We start from the raw sequence: 19912 nt of genomic DNA, 5'->3' as shown, positions 1-19912 counted from the left end.
GAGACGCCGGTGCGCATCACGTCCATCGGATGCGCGGCGGCCGGAATCCATTCGAGCGCGGCTTTCACGTTGGCGGGCAGGCCGCGCATACCCTTGAGCTTCGCCTTGTACGCGCTCAGCTCGGCTTGCGTGGGCAGCTTTTCGTGGACCAGCAGATACGCAATCTCTTCGAATTCGCAGGCGCCTGCGATGTCGAGAATGTCGTAGCCACGGTAGTGCAGATCGTTGCCGGTCTTGCCGACCGTGCACAGCGCGGTGTTGCCCGCGGTCACGCCGGACAGGGCCACCGACTTCTTCGGTTTGAAGCCGCTCTTCGGTTCTTCGCCGCCTTGCTCACCAGCGGCTTTCGTTGTCTCGCTCATGTCCCGCGATCTCCTGTGTGCCTGCTCATTAGAAAAGCGGCGCGGCGTCTTGCGGCACCGCGCGTCCCGTGGCTTGCGCCCGACTCAGCACCGACCAGTAATAGCGGTAGCTGGCGCGGTCGTGCAGCGTGTCGTGATGGCGCGTCGGTCCCCATTGGGCGGACTGCGCGGCGAGCAAAATTTCTGTGGCCGTGGCGATCTCTTCATCGCGCGGCGCAAAGGCGGTGACGATCGCCTCGATCTGCGCCGGGTGGATGCTCCACATGCGCGTGTAGCCGAATTCGTTGCGGGCGCGCGTGGCGTCGTTCGCGACCACGCTCATGTCGCGCACTTCGGTGCTGACGTTGTGCGACGGCACCTTGCCGTACGCATGGCAGGCGGCCGAGATTTCCAGCTTCGCGCGACGCACCAGCGGATGATCGAACTGGCCGGGCGAGCGCATGGCGGTATCGGGGATCGCGCCGTTATGCGCGGAGACGAAGTCCATCAGGCCGAAGCTCAGCGCCTCGACGCCCGGCAGCGCGGCCAGATCGAACACCCGCGCAAGCGCACCATGTGTTTCGACCAGCAGTTGCACCGGCACCGGTTGCGCGACGCCGAGTTCGCGCCGCGTGGCCTCGATGAACGCGACCATTTCGGCGGCGTCGGGGACGTTGCGGATCTTCGGCAGAGTGATGTAAGCAGGCGCTCGCTTCGCGGCGCGCAGAATGAGACGGACGTCGTCGCGCCAATGCGCGTGATCGAAGTCGTGAATCCGCACACCAACCCGGCCGAAGCGGTCGTGCTCGCTACCGAGCAGCGACGCGACCAGCTCCGCGTGTTCCGCCTCGCGGCCAACCTGTGCGCCGTCTTCGCAATCGAGCGTGATGTCGAACACCGGCCCCAACTGCTGCTGCAACGAGAGCGATTTCAGCATCAACTTTTCGCTGCCGGCGTAGTGATCGCAGGCAGGCAGCACAGCGGGCGGCACTTCGCCGTCAAACAGCACTTCGGCGGGGGTGAGGGCGCGCATCTTCGGCGTCAGGGGCGTGGGTAGTGTTGAGATGAATCGGATTCGGGCGGATTCTGTGTGGCCGTTAAAGCGGCCACGCAAAACGCGCTCGGATCAGATGCGAACAGCGGCATTCGCACGTAAAAAACCGGAACCCGCCGCGATAAAGCTACGGAGTTCCGGTTCGTCTGCATCAGGCGATTAGCCGAGCAGGTGTTGAACGCCTTCGCGCTCTTCCAGCAGTTCGTTCAGCGTGCCGTCCATCTTCTCGCGCGAGAATGCGTCGATTTCCAGGCCTTCCACACGCTTGTATTCGCCGTTTTCGCACGTAACCGGCACACCGTAGATGATGTCTTCCGGAATGCCATACGTGCCGTCCGACGGGATACCCATCGTGACCCACTTGCCGTTCGTGCCGAGCACCCAGTCACGCACGTGGTCGATCGCAGCATTCGCCGCCGACGCTGCCGACGACAGGCCGCGCGCTTCGATGATCGCTGCGCCGCGCTTGCCGACGGTCGGGATGAACGTGTTGCGGTTCCATTCTTCGTCGTTGATCAGCTTGGTCAGGTCTTGACCTTCAGCCGTTGCCACGCGGAAGTCCGGGTACATCGTCGGCGAGTGGTTGCCCCACACAGCCAGCTTTTCGATCGAAGCGACCGGCTTGCCCGACTTGGCCGCCAGTTGCGACAGTGCGCGGTTGTGGTCCAGACGCAGCATGGCCGTGAAGTTCTTCTTCGGCAGATCCGGTGCCGACTTCATCGCGATGTAGGCGTTCGTGTTAGCCGGGTTGCCCACGACCAGCACCTTCACGTCGCGGCTGGCGACGTCGTTCAGCGCCTTGCCCTGCACCGTGAAGATTTCAGCGTTGGCGGACAGCAGGTCCTTACGCTCCATGCCTTTCGAACGCGGACGCGCGCCGACCAGCAGGGCCACGTCGGCGTCCTTGAATGCAACCTTGGGGTCGTCGGTGATCACGACGCCCGACAGCAGCGGGAATGCGCAATCATCCAGTTCCATCACGACGCCTTTGACGGCGCCTTGCGCTTGCGGCAGGTCGAGCAATTGCAGGATAACCGGCTGATCCTTGCCGAGCAGATCGCCATTGGCGATGCGGAACAGCAGGGAGTAAGCGATTTGACCTGCGGCGCCGGTGACGGCAACGCGCTTTGCGGGCTTAGCCATTGAGAAATCTCCAGGACGATGCGTTAGACGCTAGGGAAAACGCCATTCTATATGCGCGTTCAGCGAAGCGTTGTGAAACACGGCGGAAATCACTGTTCGCGGACGACCCCTTAATACGGAGGCCGAGCGGCGCGCTGCGGTATGACCGCCATGCCGGAAACCTGTATTGCCGAGCGGGAGCGGAGCATCGAAACGCCAGGTAGCCGCTGCACGGTGCGGGCTCCTGCAAACAGCGCGTTTCGGCAAGCGTCAGACCAACGAATGGCGGCGAAATCGAAACCTGAACTGCGTGGGAACAGCATGGTGCAGAGTGGCTGCCGGTGCGTCGCGGGACTGCCTGAACAGCCGTCGAAAAACCCGCAAACCCTTGCTCGACAAGGAGTGTAGGAGTCGTCAGACACAAAGTCAACATTATCTTATGTCTTATATAAGACATATCTATTGCGGGGAAAACCCTAGACGCGCCCCAGCCCTTTATGATGAAATGCGCGCATGAATTCGAACCCGGCGAACACCACGAATCCGAACGGCCAAGGCGCCGCAGGCGAAGGTGTACCCGCTGCCGCCCCCGCTACGTCGCCGACTTTCAGCCCCTTGTATCAGCAGATCAAGGGGTTGATTACGCAGAGTCTCGAAAGCGGTGAGTGGAAGCCCGGCGAGATCATTCCTAGTGAAGTCGAATTGGCCGGAAGATTCAAGGTCAGTCAGGGCACGGTGCGTAAAGCGATCGATGAACTGGCCGCCGACAACCTGCTGGTTCGTCGTCAGGGCAAGGGTACGTTTGTTGCAACGCACAACGAAGACCGCGCCCAGTTTCGCTTCCTCAGATTACTGGCCGATGACGGTGCCGAGCATCCGCACGTCAGCCGCCTGCTTGAATGCCGGCGCATGCGCGCTTCGGCGGACATCGCCCGGCAACTCGATCTCAAACCGGCCGATCCGGTCGTGCTGATCAAGCGTTTGCTGCAGTTCGACGGCGAAGTCACGGTACTCGACGAAATCTGGCTGCCCGGGGCGGTGTTCCGCGGGCTCACGCTCGAGCGACTGTCGGAATACAAAGGTCCGCTGTACGCGATGTTCGAGACGGAATTCGGCACGCGCATGATTCGCGCGACGGAGAAAATTCGCGCGGTCGCGGCCGAGCCGTCGGTGGCCGATCTGCTGCATGTGCCCGCCGGTTTCCCGCTGCTGTCGGTCGAGCGCGTGTCCTATACATATGGTGACCGGCCGGTTGAAGTACGCCGCGGTTGGTATGTCACAACTGGGTATTACTATCAGAACGACCTAAGCTGAATGAGCTTAAAAAAGGCGCGGCGTCCCACACCCGCGCCTGTTTGAAGGCGTCTTTATCGCGCGTGCTGTCACGGACCTGTGGTGGTTTTCGCTGCAGCGCGATATAAAAAGGCGCTAAAATTGCGGATTAGTGTGACTACATAGTAGGGGTCTAGCATGGCTGAAGCCGTAAAAAAACCGAGGCCGGAATTCCGGAACATCGGTATCGGGCAGATTTTGACGGCATACCGTCTCCCGCTAGCGGGGCGAGTATCCATCTTGCACCGCGTAAGCGGTTTGCTGCTTTTTGTTTTTCTTCCGTTCCTGCTGTACCTCTTCGATCAGAGCCTGACTTCTGAACTCAGCTTCGAAGTCTTCAAGGGTTTCCTCTCCAATATCGTCGTCAAGCTCATCACGCTCGTTCTCGCGTGGGCCTTCCTGTTCCACTTCTGCGCTGGCGTGCGTCACCTGATCATGGACACGAGCCATGGCCTCACGACCAAAGAGAAGGGCAAGCAAACTTCCATCGTCGTGCTGGTCGTTTCGTCGCTTCTGACGATCGCTTTTGCGCTCAAACTCTTCGGAGCATTCTAAAAAAATGGCAGCTAATAACCGAATCGGTCCGAAGCGTCTCGTTGTCGGCGCACATTACGGTCTGCGCGACTGGCTCGCCCAGCGCATTACCGCCGCCATCATGGCGGTCTACACCGTCATCCTGCTCGCCTGGTTCTTCGGCGCGCATGACTTTTCGTATGACGGCTGGGCGTCGATCTTCGCGACGCAATGGATGAAGCTCGCCACGTTCGTCACGCTGCTTTCGCTGTTCTACCACGCGTGGGTCGGTATCCGCGACATCTGGATGGACTATGTGAAGCCCGTTGGCATGCGCCTGTTCCTGCAGGCACTGACGATCGTCTGGCTGCTCGCCTGTGCGGGCTACGCTGCGCAGATTCTCTGGAGAGTGTAAAAGAATGGCTGCAATCAAGAATTCTCTGCCGCGTCGCAAGTTCGACGTGGTCATCGTCGGCGCAGGCGGCTCGGGAATGCGCGCTTCGCTGCAACTCGCGCGCGCCGGTCTGTCGGTCTGCGTGCTGTCCAAGGTGTTCCCGACGCGTTCGCACACGGTGGCGGCTCAAGGGGGCATCGGCGCTTCGCTCGGCAACATGAGCGAAGACAACTGGCACTACCACTTCTACGACACGATCAAGGGCTCCGACTGGCTCGGCGACCAGGACGCGATCGAGTTCATGTGCCGCGAAGCACCGAACGCTGTCTACGAACTCGAACACATGGGCATGCCGTTCGACCGTAACGCCGACGGCACGATCTATCAGCGCCCGTTCGGCGGCCACACGGCCAACTACGGCGAAAAGCCGGTGCAACGCGCTTGCGCGGCGGCTGACCGTACCGGTCACGCGCTGCTGCACACGCTGTACCAGCAAAACGTCGAAGCCAAGACGCAGTTCTTCGTCGAATGGATGGCGCTGGATCTGATCCGCGACGCCGAAGGCGACGTGCTCGGCGTGACCGCGCTGGAAATGGAAACCGGCGACGTCTACATCCTCGAAGGCAAGACCACGCTGTTCGCTACGGGCGGCGCAGGCCGGATCTTCGCGGCATCGACCAACGCGTTCATCAACACCGGTGACGGCCTGGGCATGGCTGCGCGTTCGGGCATCGCACTGCAAGACATGGAATTCTGGCAATTCCACCCGACCGGCGTGGCCGGCGCGGGCGTGCTGATTACCGAAGGCGTGCGCGGCGAAGGCGGCATTCTGCGCAACTCGAACGGCGAGCGTTTCATGGAACGCTACGCACCGACGCTGAAGGATCTGGCGCCGCGCGACTTCGTTTCGCGTTCGATGGACCAGGAAATCAAGGAAGGCCGTGGCGTGGGTCCGAACAAGGATCACGTGCTGCTCGACCTGTCGCACATCGGCGCCGAGACGATCATGAAGCGTCTGCCGTCGATCCGCGAAATCGCGATGAAGTTCGCGAACGTCGATTGCATTAAAGAGCCGATCCCGGTCGTGCCGACCATCCACTATCAGATGGGTGGCATTCCGACGAACATCAACGGCCAGGTCGTGGGTACGTCGCAGGGTCACGAAGTGCCGGTCAACGGTTTCTACGCAGTGGGCGAATGCTCGTGCGTGTCGGTGCACGGTGCAAACCGTCTCGGCACGAACTCGCTGCTCGACCTGGTGGTGTTCGGCCGCGCGGCCGGTAACCACATCGTCAAGCACGTGAGGGAAATCAAGGAGCACAAGCCGCTGCCGGCCGACGCCGCCGATTTCTCGCTGGCGCGTCTGGCCAAGCTCGACAACTCGTCCTCGGGTGAGTACGCGCAAGCGGTTGCCAACGACATTCGCGGCACGATGCAGGCGCATGCCGGCGTGTTCCGTACGTCGGCGCTGCTGGCCGAAGGCGTCGAGCGTATCCGCGAAGTGGCTGAGCGTGTCGACAACATCCATCTGAAGGACAAGTCGAAGGTGTTCAACACGGCGCGCATCGAAGCGCTGGAAGTGGCGAACCTGATCGAAGTGGCGCGTGCCACGATGGTTTCCGCTGAAGCGCGCAAGGAAAGCCGTGGCGCGCACGCGCAGAACGACTTCGAGCATCGCGACGACGAAAACTGGATGCGTCATACGCTGTGGTTCAGCGAAGGCGACCGCCTCGACTACAAGCCGGTTCACATGCAACCGCTGACGGTCGAATCGGTTCCGCCGAAAGCGCGGACCTTCTAAGGCACAAGTCAAAGGAATTCAGAAATGGCAAAGCGTACATTTGAAATTTACCGCTACGACCCGGACAAGGACGCAGCGCCGCGCATGCAAACGTACGAGATCGACATCGACTCGCACGAACGCATGTTGCTCGACGCCCTGCTCAAGCTGAAAGCAGTCGACGAAACCTTGTCGTTCCGTCGTTCGTGCCGTGAAGGCGTGTGCGGTTCGGACGCGATGAACATCAACGGCAAGAACGGTCTGGCCTGCTTGCAGAACATGAACGACCTGCCGCAAAAGATCGTGCTGCGTCCGCTGCCGGGTCTGCCGGTCGTGCGCGACCTGATCTGCGACTTCACGCAGTTCTTCAACCAGTATCACTCGATCAAGCCGTACCTGATCAACGATACGCCGCCGCCGGAAAAGGAACGTCTGCAGTCGCCGGAAGAACGCGACGAGCTCGACGGTCTGTACGAATGTATCCTGTGCGCCAGCTGCTCGACCTCGTGCCCGAGCTTCTGGTGGAATCCGGACAAGTTCGTCGGCCCGGCGGGTCTGTTGCAAGCCTACCGTTTCATCGCGGACAGCCGTGACGAAGCGACGGGTGAGCGCCTCGACAACCTGGAAGATCCGTACCGTCTGTTCCGTTGCCATACCATCATGAACTGCGTCGACGTTTGCCCGAAGGGCCTGAACCCGACCAAGGCGATTGGCAAGATCAAGGAATTGATGGTTCGCCGCGCTGTCTGAGATGGACGAAACACCGCATCAGTCCGACCCTCTCCGCCGGGCGCGCCTTCGCTGGCGCGCCCGGCGGGGCCTGCTGGAAAACGATCTGATCTTTGAACGTTTTTTCGGCCGATATGAGCATGACCTCAGCGATGCAGATGTGGGCGCACTCACGCGCCTGCTCGAGCTGAGCGATAACGACCTGATGGACTTGCTGCTGGCACGCAAGGAACCGGAAGGCGAGCTTGCCGACCCGGATGTGATTCGGGTGCTGGAGCTGCTGCGCAACGCTTGAGCGCCGCGAGTCCGTAGTCCCAGGCGTGCAATTATCGAAACCCCGTTTCCATACTTCGATTGAGGATGTGCTATGACCCCGTCAGATGTTAAAGCCACGCTATCGTTCAGCGACAATTCGCCGAGCGTTGAAATGCCGATTTACAAGGGCACTCTCGGCCCGGACGTGATCGACATCCGCAAACTGTACGGCCAGACCGGCAAATTCACGTACGACCCGGGCTTTATGTCGACGGCGGCGTGCAATTCGGCCATCACCTACATCGACGGCGACAAGGGCGAGCTGCTGTATCGCGGCTACCCGATCGACAACCTCGCGCAAAACGCTGACTTCCTCGAAACCTGCTATCTGTTGCTGAAGGGCGAACTGCCGAACCAGCAGCAGAAAGACGAATTCGTGAAGACGGTCACGAACCACACGATGGTGCATGAGCAAATGCACTTCTTCTTCCGTGGTTTCCGTCGCGACGCGCATCCGATGGCGATTCTGGTCGCCGCAGTCGGCGCGCTGTCGGCGTTCTATCACGACTCGCTCGACATCAGCAATCCGCGTCACCGTGAAGTGTCGGCGATTCGCATGATCGCGAAGCTGCCGACGCTGGTCGCGATGGCGTACAAGTACAGCATCGGTCAGCCGTTTGCGTACCCGAAGAACGATCTGTCGTACAGCGCGAACTTCATGCACATGATGTTCTCGAACCCGTGCGAAGAGTACAAGGTCAACGACGTGCTGGTGCGCGCGCTGGACCGGATTCTTATCCTGCACGCGGATCACGAACAGAATGCGTCGACCTCGACGGTGCGTCTGGCGGGTTCGTCGGGTGCAAATCCGTTTGCGTGTATCGCGGCCGGTATCGCCTGTTTGTGGGGCCCGGCGCACGGTGGTGCGAACGAAGCCGCACTGAACATGCTGGAAGAAATCGGCTCGGTCGACAACATTCCTGAGTTCATCAAGCAGGTGAAGGACAAGAATTCGGGCGTGAAGCTGATGGGCTTCGGTCACCGCGTGTACAAGAACTACGATCCGCGTGCGAAGCTGATGCGCGAAACCTGCCACGAAGTGCTGGAAGAGCTGGGTCTGCATGACGACCCGCTGTTCAAGCTCGCGATGGCACTGGAAAAGATCGCGCTGGAAGACGAGTACTTCGTGTCGCGCAAGCTGTACCCGAACGTCGACTTCTACTCGGGCATCGTGCAGCGCGCACTGGGCATTCCGACGTCGATGTTCACGTGTATCTTCGCGATGGCACGTACGGTCGGCTGGATTGCACAGTGGAACGAAATGATCGCCGATCCGGAACAGAAGATTGGCCGTCCGCGTCAGCTGTTCGTTGGCGACACGGAGCGTGAAGCCAAGCCGATCTCGCAACGTTGATCGGGTTTGAATCTGCGTAGCTCATAGCGCGGAAGCAGGTTGTTGAAAAACGCCCCAACGGGTTCGCCGTTGGGGCGTTTTGCTTTGCGGCGCATCATCGATTGGCGGGCTCAGCAGCGTCTCGCAAACGACGCCGCCGTTGCCGGGTAACGCCGATACAGGTATCGGCACTACCACCCAACTCCCTGTTTTTTATCGGTTTTTTCGATGGATGAGCGGCCCAAAGCGGAGTTCTGCGTGGCATAATCGACCGACACGGTCAGCCCGCAGTCAATACTACCCTCGCATACCATGGCACAGACTCTCTACGACAAATTGTGGAACACGCACGTGGTCCACACGGAAGACGACGGTACGACGATTCTTTATATCGACCGTCACCTGCTGCACGAAGTCACCAGCCCGCAGGCGTTCGAAGGCCTGAAGCTGGCTAAGCGTCCGGTGTGGCGCATCAGCGCGAACCTGGCGGTCTCCGACCACAACGTGCCGACCACGGACCGCAGCCACGGCATCGCCGATCCGGTCTCGAAGCTGCAAGTCGATACGCTCGATTCGAACTGCGACGCCTACGGCATCACGCAGTTCAAGATGAACGACCTGCGCCAGGGCATCGTGCACATCATCGGGCCGGAGCAGGGCGCTACGTTGCCGGGCATGACGATCGTCTGCGGCGACTCGCACACGTCCACGCACGGCGCCTTCGGCGCGCTCGCGCACGGCATCGGTACGTCGGAAGTCGAGCACGTGCTGGCCACGCAAACGCTCTTGCAGAAGAAGAGCAAGAACATGCTGGTGAAGGTCGAAGGCCCGCTGCCGCGCGGTTGTACCGCGAAAGACATCGTGCTCGCCATCATCGGCAAGATCGGTACGGCGGGCGGCACCGGCTACGCGATCGAATTCGGCGGCTCGACGATTCGTTCGTTGTCCATGGAAGGCCGTATGACGGTCTGCAACATGGCGATCGAAGCGGGCGCGCGCGCCGGCATGGTCGCCGTCGACGACACCACGATCGAATACCTGAAGGGTCGCCCGTACTCGCCGGAAGGCGTGGAGTGGGATCACGCGGTCGAATACTGGAAGCAGTTCAAGTCGGACGACGGTGCGCAATTCGATCGCGTGGTCGAGTTGAACGCTGCGGAAATCGTGCCGCAAGTCACGTGGGGCACGTCGCCGGAAATGGTCACGGCGGTGGACGGTCGCGTGCCGGATCCGGAACGCGAGAAAGATCCGGTCAAGCGCGATGCGATGGAACGCGCGCTGAAGTACATGGCGCTCGAACCCAATGCGCCGATCGAGTCGATCAAGCCGGATAAAATCTTCATCGGGTCGTGCACCAACGCGCGCATTGAAGACATTCGCGCCGCGGCTTACGTCGTGAAGAAGCTGGGTCGCCGCGTCGCATCGACTATCCGTCTGGCCATGGTTGTGCCGGGTTCGGGTCTGGTGAAGGCGCAGGCGGAACGTGAGGGACTCGACAAGGTCTTTACCGATGCCGGTTTTGAATGGCGTGAACCCGGTTGCTCGATGTGTCTCGCGATGAACGCCGACCGGCTCGATCCGGGCGAGCGTTGCGCGTCTACGTCGAATCGTAATTTCGAAGGTCGTCAGGGCGCCGGTGGCCGTACCCACCTCGTGAGCCCCGCGATGGCTGCGGCTGCGGCCATCGAAGGGCATTTCGTCGATATTCGCAAGCTTGGATAAACCCGCATGATGAAGAACATGAATCGCACCACTCTATTGCGCCGCTTCGCGCTCGGTACCCTGGCTGGGCTATTGCTCGGTCTGGCCGGCTGCAACACGGTGCACGGATTCGGCGAGGACATGTCGCACCTCGGCAATTCGATCAGCAATCACGCTGATAAATAAGCGGTTTTTGATTTTTGCCGGCGCTGCGCCGGACGGCTTTCCGGCCGTCACGCGCATCGCCCGGTCTTGAAACAGGCTCAAGCGTCATGGATAAATTCATCGTACACACCGGCGTCGTGGCGCCGCTCGATCGCGCAAACGTCGACACGGACGCGATCATTCCGAAGCAATTCCTGAAGTCGATCAAGCGCACGGGCTTCGGTCCGAATGCGTTCGACGAATGGCGTTATCTCGACCACGGCGAGCCGGGTCAGGACAATTCGAAGCGTCCGCTGAATCCGGATTTCGTGCTGAACCAGCCGCGTTATCAGGGCGCTTCGGTGCTGCTGGCGCGCGAGAACTTCGGTTGCGGCAGCTCGCGTGAGCACGCGCCGTGGGCGCTGCAGCAATACGGTTTCCGCGCGATCATCGCGCCAAGCTTCGCCGACATTTTCTATAACAACTGCTTCAAGAACGGCCTGCTGCCGATTCCGCTGACCGAACAGCAAGTCGAGCACCTGTTCAACGAAACGTACGCGTTCAACGGCTTCCAGCTGACCGTCGACCTGGACGCACAAGTCGTGCGCACGTCGGATGGCGGTACGGAGTATCCGTTCGACGTCGCCGCGTTCCGCAAGTACTGCCTGCTGAACGGTTTCGACGACGTCGCTCTCACGCTGCGTCACGCCGACAAGATTCGCCAGTTCGAAGCCGAGCGGATCGCGAAGCAGCCTTGGCTGGCTCACCGCATCGTCGGATAAAGGCTGGCGGGCTGAAGGCTCGCTGGCTGTTTCCCGCTTGAAAGGTCTCGAAGAAAACACCAAGGAATTCGCATGAAGATCGCAGTCTTGCCGGGCGACGGCATCGGTCCCGAAATCGTCAAGGAAGCCCTCAAGGTCCTGAACGTGCTCGGCGAAAAGTTCGAGCTCGAAGAAGCGCCGGTTGGCGGCGCGGGCTACGAAGCAAAGGGTCACCCGCTGCCCGACTCGACGCTCGCGCTGGCGAAGGAAGCCGACGCGATCCTGTTCGGCGCTGTCGGCGACTGGAAGTACGACAGCCTGGAGCGCGCGCTGCGTCCCGAGCAGGCGATTCTCGGTCTGCGCAAGCACCTGCAACTGTTCGCCAACTTCCGTCCGGCGATCTGCTATCCGCAACTCACCGGCGCTTCGTCGTTGAAGGAAGAGATCGTTTCCGGTCTCGACATCCTGATCGTGCGCGAATTGAACGGCGACATTTACTTCGGCGCGCCGCGCGGCGTGCGTGAAGCACCGGACGGTCTGTTCGCCGGCGCGAAAGAGGGCTTTGACACGATGCGTTATTCGGAACCCGAGGTGCGCCGCATCGCGCACGTCGCGTTTCAGGCCGCGCAAAAGCGTCAGAAAAAGCTGACTAGCGTGGACAAGGCCAACGTGCTCGAAACGTCGCAATTCTGGCGCGACGTGATGATCGACGTGTCGAAGGAATACGCGGACGTCGAGTTGTCGCACATGTACGTCGACAATGCGGCCATGCAGTTGGTGAAGGCGCCGAAGGCATTCGACGTGGTCGTCACCGGCAACATGTTCGGCGACATTCTGTCCGACGAAGCGGCCATGCTCACGGGCTCGATCGGCATGTTGCCGTCGGCTTCGCTCGACAAGAACAACAAGGGCTTGTACGAGCCGTCGCACGGTTCCGCACCGGACATCGCCGGCAAGGGCGTGGCGAATCCGCTGGCCACCATCCTCTCGGCCGCGATGATGTTGCGCTATTCGCTGAACAAGGCGGAGCAGGCGGACCGCATCGAGACCGCAGTGAAAAAGGTGCTTGAACAAGGCCTTCGCACGGGCGATATCCTGACGCCGGGTTGCAAGCAGGTCGGTACCGTGGCGATGGGCGACGCAGTCGTCGCAGCGCTGTAAAAACGCGCGCGGGCCAAGCGGTAGTCAGGTCTTCAAACGGCCTTTAAAACGTGAATTGGCCTTTAAATAGGCCAATTCACGCGTAATACGGACGATCACGGCGGACATTGACGTCGTTAGATTCCGGTTTTCGTGTATATTGTAGCGATGGCACAACTGGCTCAAATCTCCTCGATTTCGAAACTGCACGGCAAAACGGCCCGTGTGGTTGAGCTCGCCATTACCACCACCAAAACGATTACCCCGAAAACGATCACGAAACGCTGATCGTCCGTCGTGCCCGCTCATCTTCCCCGCGCGGTCACTGCGGGCAAAGATGCGGGGAAGTTTCCACTCGAAGGGTATGAAGTCATGAACGTAGGTCTCGTAGGTTGGCGCGGTATGGTCGGCAGCGTCCTGATGCAACGTATGCAGCAGGAAGGCGATTTCGACTTGATCGAACCGGTGTTTTTCAGCACCAGCAACGCGGGCGGCAACGCGCCGTCGTTCGCCAAAAACGAGACCAAGCTCAAAGATGCGACAAGCATCGAAGACCTGAAGAGGTGCGAAGTGATCATCTCCTGCCAGGGCGGTGACTACACGAACGACGTGTTCCCGAAGCTGCGCGCAGCGGGTTGGAACGGTTACTGGATCGACGCGGCTTCATCGCTGCGCATGAAGGACGACGCGGTCATCATTCTCGATCCGGTCAACCTCGACGTGATCAAGAACGCGCTGGTCAAGGGCCAGAAGAATTTCATCGGCGGCAACTGCACGGTCAGCCTGATGCTGATGGCGCTCGGCGGTCTGTTCCGCGAAAATCTCGTCGACTGGATGACGGCCATGACGTATCAGGCCGCTTCGGGCGCGGGCGCGCAAAACATGCGTGAGCTGCTGCAGCAGATGGGCACGCTTTATGGTGCGGCGAAAGAAGATCTGGCTGATCCGTCGTCGGCGATTCTGGATATCGACCGTCGCGTGCTGTCGGCCATGAACAGCGACCGTATGCCGACCGACAACTTCGGCGTGCCGCTCGCCGGCTCGCTGATTCCGTGGATCGATAAGGATCTCGGCAACGGCATGTCGAAAGAGGAATGGAAGGGCGGGGCCGAAACCAACAAGATTCTCGGCAAGCCCGCCATGGGCACGCCGGGTTCGATTCCGGTCGACGGTCTGTGCGTGCGGATCGGCGCCATGCGCTGCCACTCGCAGGCGCTGACCATCAAGCTGAACAAGGACGTGCCGCTGGACGAAGTGAACGATATCCTCGCGTCGGGCAACGACTGGGTCAAGGTCGTGCCGAACGAGCGCGAAGCGTCGATGCGCGATCTGTCCCCGGCGGTGGTGACGGGCACGCTGACGGTGCCGGTCGGCCGCGTGCGCAAACTGGCGATGGGCGGTGAATATCTGTCGGCGTTCACGGTCGGCGATCAGCTGCTGTGGGGCGCGGCAGAACCGCTGCGTCGTATGCTTCGCATTGTGCTCGACAAGTAAAGTAAACTACGCGCTCACGACGCGTAGAAAACTCAAGAAGCGTCGCGCTTGCGCGGCGCTTTTTTCATTGTGTGCTCCGAATATCTTGTCTCTTTCCAACCGCAAAAAAGGGCTGCGTGCTAACGCGCCTGGAGTCCCGATGAACCTTCGATTCACTTCCCTTCGGGCGATGTTCGCGCAACACGGTGCGAACCGTCTGACGGCAGCGGTTGCTTTGGCTTTCGCGCTGGCTGCCACGGGCGCCGGCAATGCGATGGCGGCGCCGGCCACGGCCGCGAGCGCGCCGGATGCGGCGTCCGCTTCGTACACCGCCGGTAGTCAGGTGACGGTGCGGCCCGGCCAGTCGTTGAACGACGTGGCGATCGCCGTGACCCAGTCGCACGATCGGGCGACGCTCGCACGCGCTTCACGCGCGCTGTTCGATGCGAACCCGAGCGCTTTCATGAGCCACGATCCGAGCCGGATGCGTCTCGGCGCCGTGTTGACGGTGCCGGCGCTGGATGCGACCGGCGCGCCTGCGTCCGACGTGGCGGCTGCCTCGGCACCGGCGGCGACCTCGGCGGCGGCTGCGGCTCCGGCTGCCACCACGACGACCGCTGCGGCTGCGGCTGTCGCTGCAACGGGTGCCGCCAGCGGCGTCGCGCAAGTCAATGCGGCGGCGGCTTCGGCGGCCAGTGCAGCCAGTGCGGCGGCTCACGCGGCAGCGCCGGCAACGCCCGCCGTATCCGGAGCGGCCAGCGGCGCTGCGGAGACCGGCGCAGCGGCTTCAGCCAGTTCGGTCGCGGCCGGAGGTGGTGCGGCTGCGTCAACGCCCGTGGCGGGCTCGCAAGCGGCTGCGTCGCCGGCTAGCGGCACGCACGAATGGACGGGATCGATTCAGCCTTCTGCCAGCGAGCCGGTTGGCGGCGCGTCGGCGCCTGTCTCCGGGGCAGCTGGTACGCAGACGGCTTCGCAGCCACGCGTGCAAGTGTCCAGCTTGCAGCAATTGCTTGCGCTGAAGAACCGCGTGTTGATGGAGTTGCAGAAGCACGGCATCGGCGGCACGTCGGCGGCGAGCGGTACTGCGCCGAACAACGGCGCACAGCCGATGGCTGGCGCGTCCCCGGCGGCGAGCGTGCCGGGTCATGGCGGCGCGACCGTCGCGGCATCGCCGACTGTCGCGGGCCTGTCGCAGAACGAGTTGAGCATTGCGGCGGCGGTGGGCGCGGCACTGGTCGTGCTGCTGGCGGCACTGCGTATGCGGCGACGTCGGCGTCAGAATGCGGAGGATGAAGCAGCGTTGGCTAGCGACGAAGCAGCCGCATCCGCGCGCCTGGCAGACTCGCAGAACGTCGCTCCGTCGCACGATGAAACCCCGGTTCGGTCGGTATCGGACCAGGTGAATGATGACGCCGCGGTGCAGCATGCCGCAGCTCGAGCGGCGGCTGAACGTGAAGCCGCAGAAGGTGAAGCAGCGGCCCGTGAGTCGGCTGAGCGTGTAGCAGCGGAACGCGAAGCTGAACTTCGTCGCGAGGCGGCAGCGAAGGCTGAGGTGGAACGGGAAGCGGCGGCGAAGGCTGAGCGGGAACGGGAAGCGGCGGCCAAAGCCGAGGCGGACCGTCACGCCGCAGCAAACGCTGATGCCGAACGGGAAGCGGCCGCGAAGGCTGAGCTGGAACGAGAGTCGGCAGCGAAGGCTGAGGCGGAACATGAAGTGGCAGCCAAAGCCGAAGCGGACCGTCACGCCGCAGCAAACGCTGATGCCGAACATGAAGCAGCCGCCAAAGCCGAGGCGGAACGCTTGGCGGCGACGCGGGCGGCGGCCGAAAACACCGCAGCTGAACGCGAGGCCGCTGGCCATTTGGCCGAGCCTGCACAAGAACCAGGCTCGTCCCAACACGGAGACGTCTGGCACGAGCGGCCGGCGGCGCTTGAGGCAATCGAGCCTACACAGTCGCCCGCGGCGATCGAACCGCTTCCCACGGCTCATCATGAGCAATTCGACGGTGCGACCACGGCTGCGAGCCTCGCCGCCGCAGCGGAGCTCGGCGCCGAGGCGTTGCCGCTGACGTCGCTCGAACCGCTCAACGAAGCCGACCCGGAAGCCGGCCCCTCGCACTCTTTGCAATGGGACGACGAAGTCCCGTCAGAGCCGTCGACCGAGTCGCAAACCTATCCGCACACCCCCGTGCCGGTTCTCGATTTCACGCCTCATCACGTCGAACCGCGCGCGGCTGAACCGTTCGCTCAACCGTACACCGATGCGTCGGCCCATCCGGTCCCTGACACATCCGCGCCCGCGGTGCCTTTGACGCATCTGGATCAACCGCAGCATCAGGACCTCGCGCATGGCGAACCGTTTTATCAGCCGACTCACGAGCCGCCGCACCACGCTGCGACGGTCACGTCCGATATAACTCCGCTGCCCGAGCCGATACCCGTCGCGCAAGCTGAACCCGCCGTCTCCGCGCCGACCGAATTCCCGCGCGACGCCGTCGACGCGTTCGGTAGCCTCGACATGCCCTTGCCGCCGCGCATTGAAACAGACGCCGACAACGTACACGCGCCCGTCTCGCTGACGACGCAGCCGGTTGTATCGCCGGAAACGACGGCGCAACAGGCTGTCGCGCCGCACGATCCCGACGATTTCCCGCACATCGCCGACGAAATCGACGCCGGCACCGCAGGTCACGCGGCTGTCGCGGGTCTCGGTGCGGGTCGCTTCGGCGCGGCCGGCTTTGGCGCGGCCGGCTTCGGCGCGCTGAAACTCGACTTCGATTTGGAGTTGCCGCCGAGCCCGGCTCAGCCGTTGCCGGTGTTCACCACGGCCGATCTCGGCCGCATCGCCCGTAACAAGCTCGACCTCGCTGCCGAATACATCGAACTCGGTGACCTGTCCGGCGCGCGTGCGCTCATCAACGAAGTGATCGAGGCGAACGATCCGGCTACGCGTACCGAAGCGCGCGCGTTGCTCTCGACCCTCGCCCCGTTGTCGTGAAGCGGATTGCACTGGGCGTCCAGTACGACGGCTCGGCGTTTTTTGGTTGGCAGTCGCAACCGCATCGCAACACCGTGCAGGACGAACTGGAACGGGCGCTGCGCGAGTTCGCGCGCACGCCCGTGAGCACGGTGGTGGCGGGCCGCACGGATACCGGCGTGCATGGCCTCGGCCAGGTCGTGCATTTCGATACCGAACTCGACCGCACGGACAGCTCCTGGGTACGCGGCACCAACGCGTTTTTGCCCAGGACGATCGCAGTGCAATGGGCGAAGCCGATGCCCGACGCGTTCCACGCACGCTTTTCGGCATTCGAGCGCACCTACTACTACGTCCTCTACGTTCACCCGGTGCGCTCGCCGATGCTGGCGACGCGGGCCGGCTGGGTGCACACGCCGCTCGATGTCGAAGCAATGCAAGCCGCTGCCGCCTGCCTGATCGGCGAACATGATTTTTCGGCGTTCCGCTCCTCGCAGTGCCAGTCGAAAACACCGTTCAAGCACCTGCACCAGATCGACATCAAGCGGCAGGGGGATTTCGTCCATTTCCGCTTTCGGGCGAACGCGTTTCTGCATCACATGGTGCGCAATCTGATGGGCTGTCTGGTTTATGTCGGGAATGGCCGTCGTCCGGCAGAGTGGATGGCCGAGGTGCTGGCAAGCCATGACCGTGACGCCGCGGCGCCGACCTTCATGCCGGACGGCTTGCATCTGGCGCAAGTGGGCTATCCTGAGCAATTCGCCGTGCCCGCGCCGCAGACGGGCAGTGTGCCGTGGAGTACCGTATGGACCGAGCAAGCGTAAATATGAATTCGACCGACCCACTCGCGAACGAAGCCGGCAACGCCGCCAATCAGCAAACCGTACCGCATCGTACGCGCATCAAACTGTGCGGATTGTCGAAGCCTGAAGACGTCGCCCACGCGATCGAGCTCGGCGCCGACGCGATCGGTCTCGTGTTTTATCCGCCGAGCCCGCGTTCGGTGAGCATCGCACAAGCCGTGGAGCTGGTGCATGACGTGCCGCCGTTCGTCTCGGTGGTCGGTTTGTTCGTCAACGCGACGCCGGACTGGATTCGCGAAGTGGTCAGCAACGTCAGCCTCACGCTGCTGCAGTTCCACGGCGACGAAACGCCGGACCAGTGCGAAACGCTTGCCGGCGTTGCGGGTTTGCCTTGGTTGCGCGCTTTGCGCGTCGCGGCGGATACTCAACCGGCCGATTTGGTAAAATCGGCGCTCAACTATTCAGCTGCCAGTGGCTTTTTGTTCGACACCCATGTCGACGGCTATGGCGGCGGCGGGAAGGTTTTCGATTGGTCACTTATTCCAGCAGAGCTCGCGCGTCGGGCCGTTTTGAGTGGTGGGTTGAACGCGCAAAACGTCAGTGATGCGATCCATCGCGTGCGCCCGTACGCGGTCGATGTCTCGAGCGGCATCGAAGTCCCGGGCGCCAAGGGCGTGAAAGATCACGCCCGGATGGCGGCGTTTGTACGCGCGCTGCGCGCGGCGGACGTCGAATGATTCTGGTGGTGCGGTTTGCTCACAGCCGAGCCGCGCCCCGCACTGAGAAGAGTGATCACCATGTATAACTTGCCTGACGAAAGAGGCCATTTCGGCCAATTTGGCGGCGTGTTCGTCGCCGAAACGCTGGTCCACGCGCTCGATGAACTGCGCGTCGCGTACGAGAAATATCAAAAAGACCCTGAATTCGTTGCCGAATACGAGCGCGAGTTGAAGTACTTCGTCGGTCGTCCGTCGCCGATTTATCATGCGCAGCGCTGGAGCGAGATGCTCGGCGGCGCCCAGGTTTTCCTCAAGCGGGAAGACCTGAACCATACGGGCGCGCACAAGATCAATAACGTGATCGGTCAGGCGTTGCTGGCCAAACGCATGGGCAAACCGCGCGTGATCGCGGAAACCGGTGCCGGTCAGCATGGCGTGGCCACGGCAACGATCGCCGCGCGCTTCGGCATGGAATGCGTGGTCTACATGGGCGCGGAAGACGTGCGTCGCCAGGCCGCCAACGTGTACCGCATGAAGCTGCTCGGCGCGACCGTCGTGCCGGTGGAATCGGGCTCGCGCACGTTGAAGGATTCGCTGAACGAGGCCATGCGCGACTGGGTCACCAACGTGGAAAACACGTTCTATATCATCGGCACGGTGGCGGGTCCGCATCCGTACCCAATGATGGTGCGCGACTTCCAGCGCGTGATCGGTGACGAATGCAAGGTTCAGATGCCGGAGCTGGTCGGTCGTCAGCCCGATGCGGTCATCGCATGCGTGGGCGGCGGTTCGAATGCAATGGGTATCTTTTATCCGTACATCGACGACACTTCGGTGCAATTGATCGGCGTCGAAGCGGCTGGCGACGGCATCGAATCGGGTCGTCATGCTGCCTCCCTGATCGGCGGCAGCCCCGGCGTGCTGCATGGCAACCGCACATACCTGCTTCAGGATGAAAACGGCCAGATCATCGAGACGCATTCGATCTCGGCGGGTCTCGACTATCCGGGCGTCGGTCCCGAGCATGCGTGGCTAAAAGAGATTAATCGAGCGCAATATGTCGGCATCACCGACGAAGAAGCACTGAAAGCGTTCCACGACTGTTGTCGCATCGAGGGCATTATCCCGGCATTGGAATCCAGCCACGCGCTGGCCTACGCCGCGAAACTCGCGCCGACGCTGCCGAAGGACAAGGTCCTGCTGGTCAACCTGTCGGGCCGCGGCGACAAGGACATGCATACGGTCGCTGAGCGATCGGGCATTCAGTTCTGAGCCCCGCGA

19 protein-coding genes are annotated in these 19912 nt (G+C 62.0%); 16 read left to right on the top strand and 3 right to left on the bottom strand.

Translation table 11 applies throughout. The features are described 5' to 3' along the window. The 3 genes from FQ705_RS01950 to FQ705_RS01940 all read right to left on the bottom strand — a co-directional run. A partial coding sequence (locus FQ705_RS01950; RefSeq protein WP_313955654.1) for a citrate/2-methylcitrate synthase occupies positions 1 to 362 on the bottom strand: 362 nt, incomplete at its 3' end. Between the two features lie 28 nt (positions 363 to 390). Further along, positions 391 to 1374, bottom strand: a complete 984-nt coding sequence (locus FQ705_RS01945; protein WP_144137791.1) for an HpcH/HpaI aldolase/citrate lyase family protein — start codon at positions 1372 to 1374, stop codon at positions 391 to 393. Between the two features lie 180 nt (positions 1375 to 1554). Next, entirely contained in the window at positions 1555 to 2538 is a 984-nt protein-coding gene (locus tag FQ705_RS01940) for a malate dehydrogenase (protein WP_144137790.1), read from the bottom strand. A 492-nt stretch (positions 2539 to 3030) separates the two neighbouring features. Between FQ705_RS01940 and FQ705_RS01935 the strand changes: the two genes are divergently transcribed. The 16 genes from FQ705_RS01935 to trpB all read left to right on the top strand — a co-directional run bounded on the left by FQ705_RS01935 (position 3031) and on the right by trpB (position 19903). Continuing rightward, a complete protein-coding gene (locus FQ705_RS01935) occupies positions 3031 to 3831 on the top strand; it encodes a GntR family transcriptional regulator (protein WP_144137789.1) in 801 nt (266 codons plus the stop codon). Positions 3832 to 3987: 156 nt separating this feature from the next. Then, complete coding sequence (sdhC, locus tag FQ705_RS01930) at positions 3988 to 4404, top strand: succinate dehydrogenase, cytochrome b556 subunit (RefSeq protein WP_144137788.1); 417 nt, start codon at positions 3988 to 3990, stop codon at positions 4402 to 4404. A 4-nt stretch (positions 4405 to 4408) separates the two neighbouring features. Further along, positions 4409 to 4777: a succinate dehydrogenase, hydrophobic membrane anchor protein gene (gene sdhD / locus FQ705_RS01925; protein ID WP_144137787.1), complete on the top strand. Its 369-nt coding sequence runs from the start codon at positions 4409 to 4411 to the stop codon at positions 4775 to 4777. 4 nt (positions 4778 to 4781) lie between these two features. Then, positions 4782 to 6557 carry a succinate dehydrogenase flavoprotein subunit gene (gene sdhA / locus FQ705_RS01920; RefSeq protein WP_144137786.1) on the top strand — a complete coding sequence of 592 codons (1776 nt, stop codon included), beginning with the start codon at positions 4782 to 4784 and terminating at the stop codon, positions 6555 to 6557. A 24-nt stretch (positions 6558 to 6581) separates the two neighbouring features. Next, positions 6582 to 7286 (top strand): succinate dehydrogenase iron-sulfur subunit, encoded by a 705-nt coding sequence (locus FQ705_RS01915; RefSeq protein WP_144137785.1) that lies wholly within the window; start codon positions 6582 to 6584, stop codon positions 7284 to 7286. Between the two features lies 1 nt (position 7287). Further along, entirely contained in the window at positions 7288 to 7560 is a 273-nt protein-coding gene (locus FQ705_RS01910) for a succinate dehydrogenase assembly factor 2 (RefSeq protein ID WP_144137784.1), read from the top strand. A 72-nt stretch (positions 7561 to 7632) separates the two neighbouring features. Continuing rightward, positions 7633 to 8934 carry a citrate synthase gene (gene gltA / locus FQ705_RS01905; protein WP_144137783.1) on the top strand — a complete coding sequence of 434 codons (1302 nt, stop codon included), beginning with the start codon at positions 7633 to 7635 and terminating at the stop codon, positions 8932 to 8934. A 291-nt stretch (positions 8935 to 9225) separates the two neighbouring features. Beyond that, positions 9226 to 10635: a 3-isopropylmalate dehydratase large subunit gene (leuC, locus tag FQ705_RS01900; protein WP_144137782.1), complete on the top strand. Its 1410-nt coding sequence runs from the start codon at positions 9226 to 9228 to the stop codon at positions 10633 to 10635. Between the two features lie 6 nt (positions 10636 to 10641). After that, complete coding sequence (locus tag FQ705_RS01895; protein ID WP_028196115.1) at positions 10642 to 10800, top strand: entericidin A/B family lipoprotein; 159 nt, start codon at positions 10642 to 10644, stop codon at positions 10798 to 10800. Positions 10801 to 10886: 86 nt separating this feature from the next. Beyond that, positions 10887 to 11540 carry a 3-isopropylmalate dehydratase small subunit gene (gene leuD / locus FQ705_RS01890; protein ID WP_144137781.1) on the top strand — a complete coding sequence of 218 codons (654 nt, stop codon included), beginning with the start codon at positions 10887 to 10889 and terminating at the stop codon, positions 11538 to 11540. Positions 11541 to 11612: 72 nt separating this feature from the next. After that, entirely contained in the window at positions 11613 to 12680 is a 1068-nt protein-coding gene (gene leuB, locus FQ705_RS01885; RefSeq protein WP_144137780.1) for a 3-isopropylmalate dehydrogenase, read from the top strand. A gap of 351 nt (positions 12681 to 13031) precedes the next feature. Further along, on the top strand, positions 13032 to 14153 hold the full coding sequence (gene asd, locus FQ705_RS01880; protein WP_144137779.1) for an aspartate-semialdehyde dehydrogenase: 1122 nt from the start codon (positions 13032 to 13034) through the stop codon (positions 14151 to 14153). A 139-nt stretch (positions 14154 to 14292) separates the two neighbouring features. Continuing rightward, positions 14293 to 17130, top strand: coding sequence for a FimV/HubP family polar landmark protein (locus tag FQ705_RS01875; protein ID WP_144137778.1), 2838 nt, complete (start codon positions 14293 to 14295; stop codon positions 17128 to 17130). Beyond that, positions 17127 to 17933, top strand: coding sequence for a tRNA pseudouridine(38-40) synthase TruA (gene truA, locus FQ705_RS01870; RefSeq protein WP_144137777.1), 807 nt, complete (start codon positions 17127 to 17129; stop codon positions 17931 to 17933). Before FQ705_RS01875 ends, truA begins: the two co-directional genes overlap by 4 nt. A gap of 2 nt (positions 17934 to 17935) precedes the next feature. Beyond that, the gene (locus FQ705_RS01865) at positions 17936 to 18649 is read left to right on the top strand and encodes a phosphoribosylanthranilate isomerase (protein WP_144137776.1); all 714 of its coding nucleotides are present in this window, start codon (positions 17936 to 17938) and stop codon (positions 18647 to 18649) included. 60 nt (positions 18650 to 18709) lie between these two features. Beyond that, positions 18710 to 19903, top strand: coding sequence for a tryptophan synthase subunit beta (trpB, locus tag FQ705_RS01860; RefSeq protein ID WP_144137775.1), 1194 nt, complete (start codon positions 18710 to 18712; stop codon positions 19901 to 19903). Positions 19904 to 19912: the final 9 nt, after the last annotated feature.

This window comes from Paraburkholderia sp. BCC1884, assembly GCF_900996225.1.
GTDB lineage: Bacteria > Pseudomonadota > Gammaproteobacteria > Burkholderiales > Burkholderiaceae > Paraburkholderia.
Note: the sequence above shows the minus strand (reverse complement) of the source record. Positions and strands in the feature narration are given on the sequence as shown.

What these genes read in the sequence shown, in the direction of transcription:
- FQ705_RS01915 (WP_144137785.1), top strand. Translation starts at nt 6,582, where the DNA reads ATGGCAAAGCGTACATTTGAAATTTACCGCTACGACCCGGACAAGGAC.
- FQ705_RS01910 (WP_144137784.1), top strand. Translation starts at nt 7,288, where the DNA reads ATGGACGAAACACCGCATCAGTCCGACCCTCTCCGCCGGGCGCGCCTT.
- trpB (WP_144137775.1), top strand. Translation starts at nt 18,710, where the DNA reads ATGTATAACTTGCCTGACGAAAGAGGCCATTTCGGCCAATTTGGCGGC.
- leuB (WP_144137780.1), top strand. Translation starts at nt 11,613, where the DNA reads ATGAAGATCGCAGTCTTGCCGGGCGACGGCATCGGTCCCGAAATCGTC.
- sdhD (WP_144137787.1), top strand. Translation starts at nt 4,409, where the DNA reads ATGGCAGCTAATAACCGAATCGGTCCGAAGCGTCTCGTTGTCGGCGCA.
- FQ705_RS01865 (WP_144137776.1), top strand. Translation starts at nt 17,936, where the DNA reads ATGAATTCGACCGACCCACTCGCGAACGAAGCCGGCAACGCCGCCAAT.
- sdhC (WP_144137788.1), top strand. Translation starts at nt 3,988, where the DNA reads ATGGCTGAAGCCGTAAAAAAACCGAGGCCGGAATTCCGGAACATCGGT.
- leuD (WP_144137781.1), top strand. Translation starts at nt 10,887, where the DNA reads ATGGATAAATTCATCGTACACACCGGCGTCGTGGCGCCGCTCGATCGC.
- FQ705_RS01940 (WP_144137790.1), bottom strand. Translation starts at nt 2,538, where the DNA reads ATGGCTAAGCCCGCAAAGCGCGTTGCCGTCACCGGCGCCGCAGGTCAA.
- FQ705_RS01875 (WP_144137778.1), top strand. Translation starts at nt 14,293, where the DNA reads ATGAACCTTCGATTCACTTCCCTTCGGGCGATGTTCGCGCAACACGGT.
- leuC (WP_144137782.1), top strand. Translation starts at nt 9,226, where the DNA reads ATGGCACAGACTCTCTACGACAAATTGTGGAACACGCACGTGGTCCAC.
- sdhA (WP_144137786.1), top strand. Translation starts at nt 4,782, where the DNA reads ATGGCTGCAATCAAGAATTCTCTGCCGCGTCGCAAGTTCGACGTGGTC.
- FQ705_RS01945 (WP_144137791.1), bottom strand. Translation starts at nt 1,374, where the DNA reads ATGCGCGCCCTCACCCCCGCCGAAGTGCTGTTTGACGGCGAAGTGCCG.
- gltA (WP_144137783.1), top strand. Translation starts at nt 7,633, where the DNA reads ATGACCCCGTCAGATGTTAAAGCCACGCTATCGTTCAGCGACAATTCG.
- asd (WP_144137779.1), top strand. Translation starts at nt 13,032, where the DNA reads ATGAACGTAGGTCTCGTAGGTTGGCGCGGTATGGTCGGCAGCGTCCTG.
- FQ705_RS01895 (WP_028196115.1), top strand. Translation starts at nt 10,642, where the DNA reads ATGATGAAGAACATGAATCGCACCACTCTATTGCGCCGCTTCGCGCTC.
- FQ705_RS01935 (WP_144137789.1), top strand. Translation starts at nt 3,031, where the DNA reads ATGAATTCGAACCCGGCGAACACCACGAATCCGAACGGCCAAGGCGCC.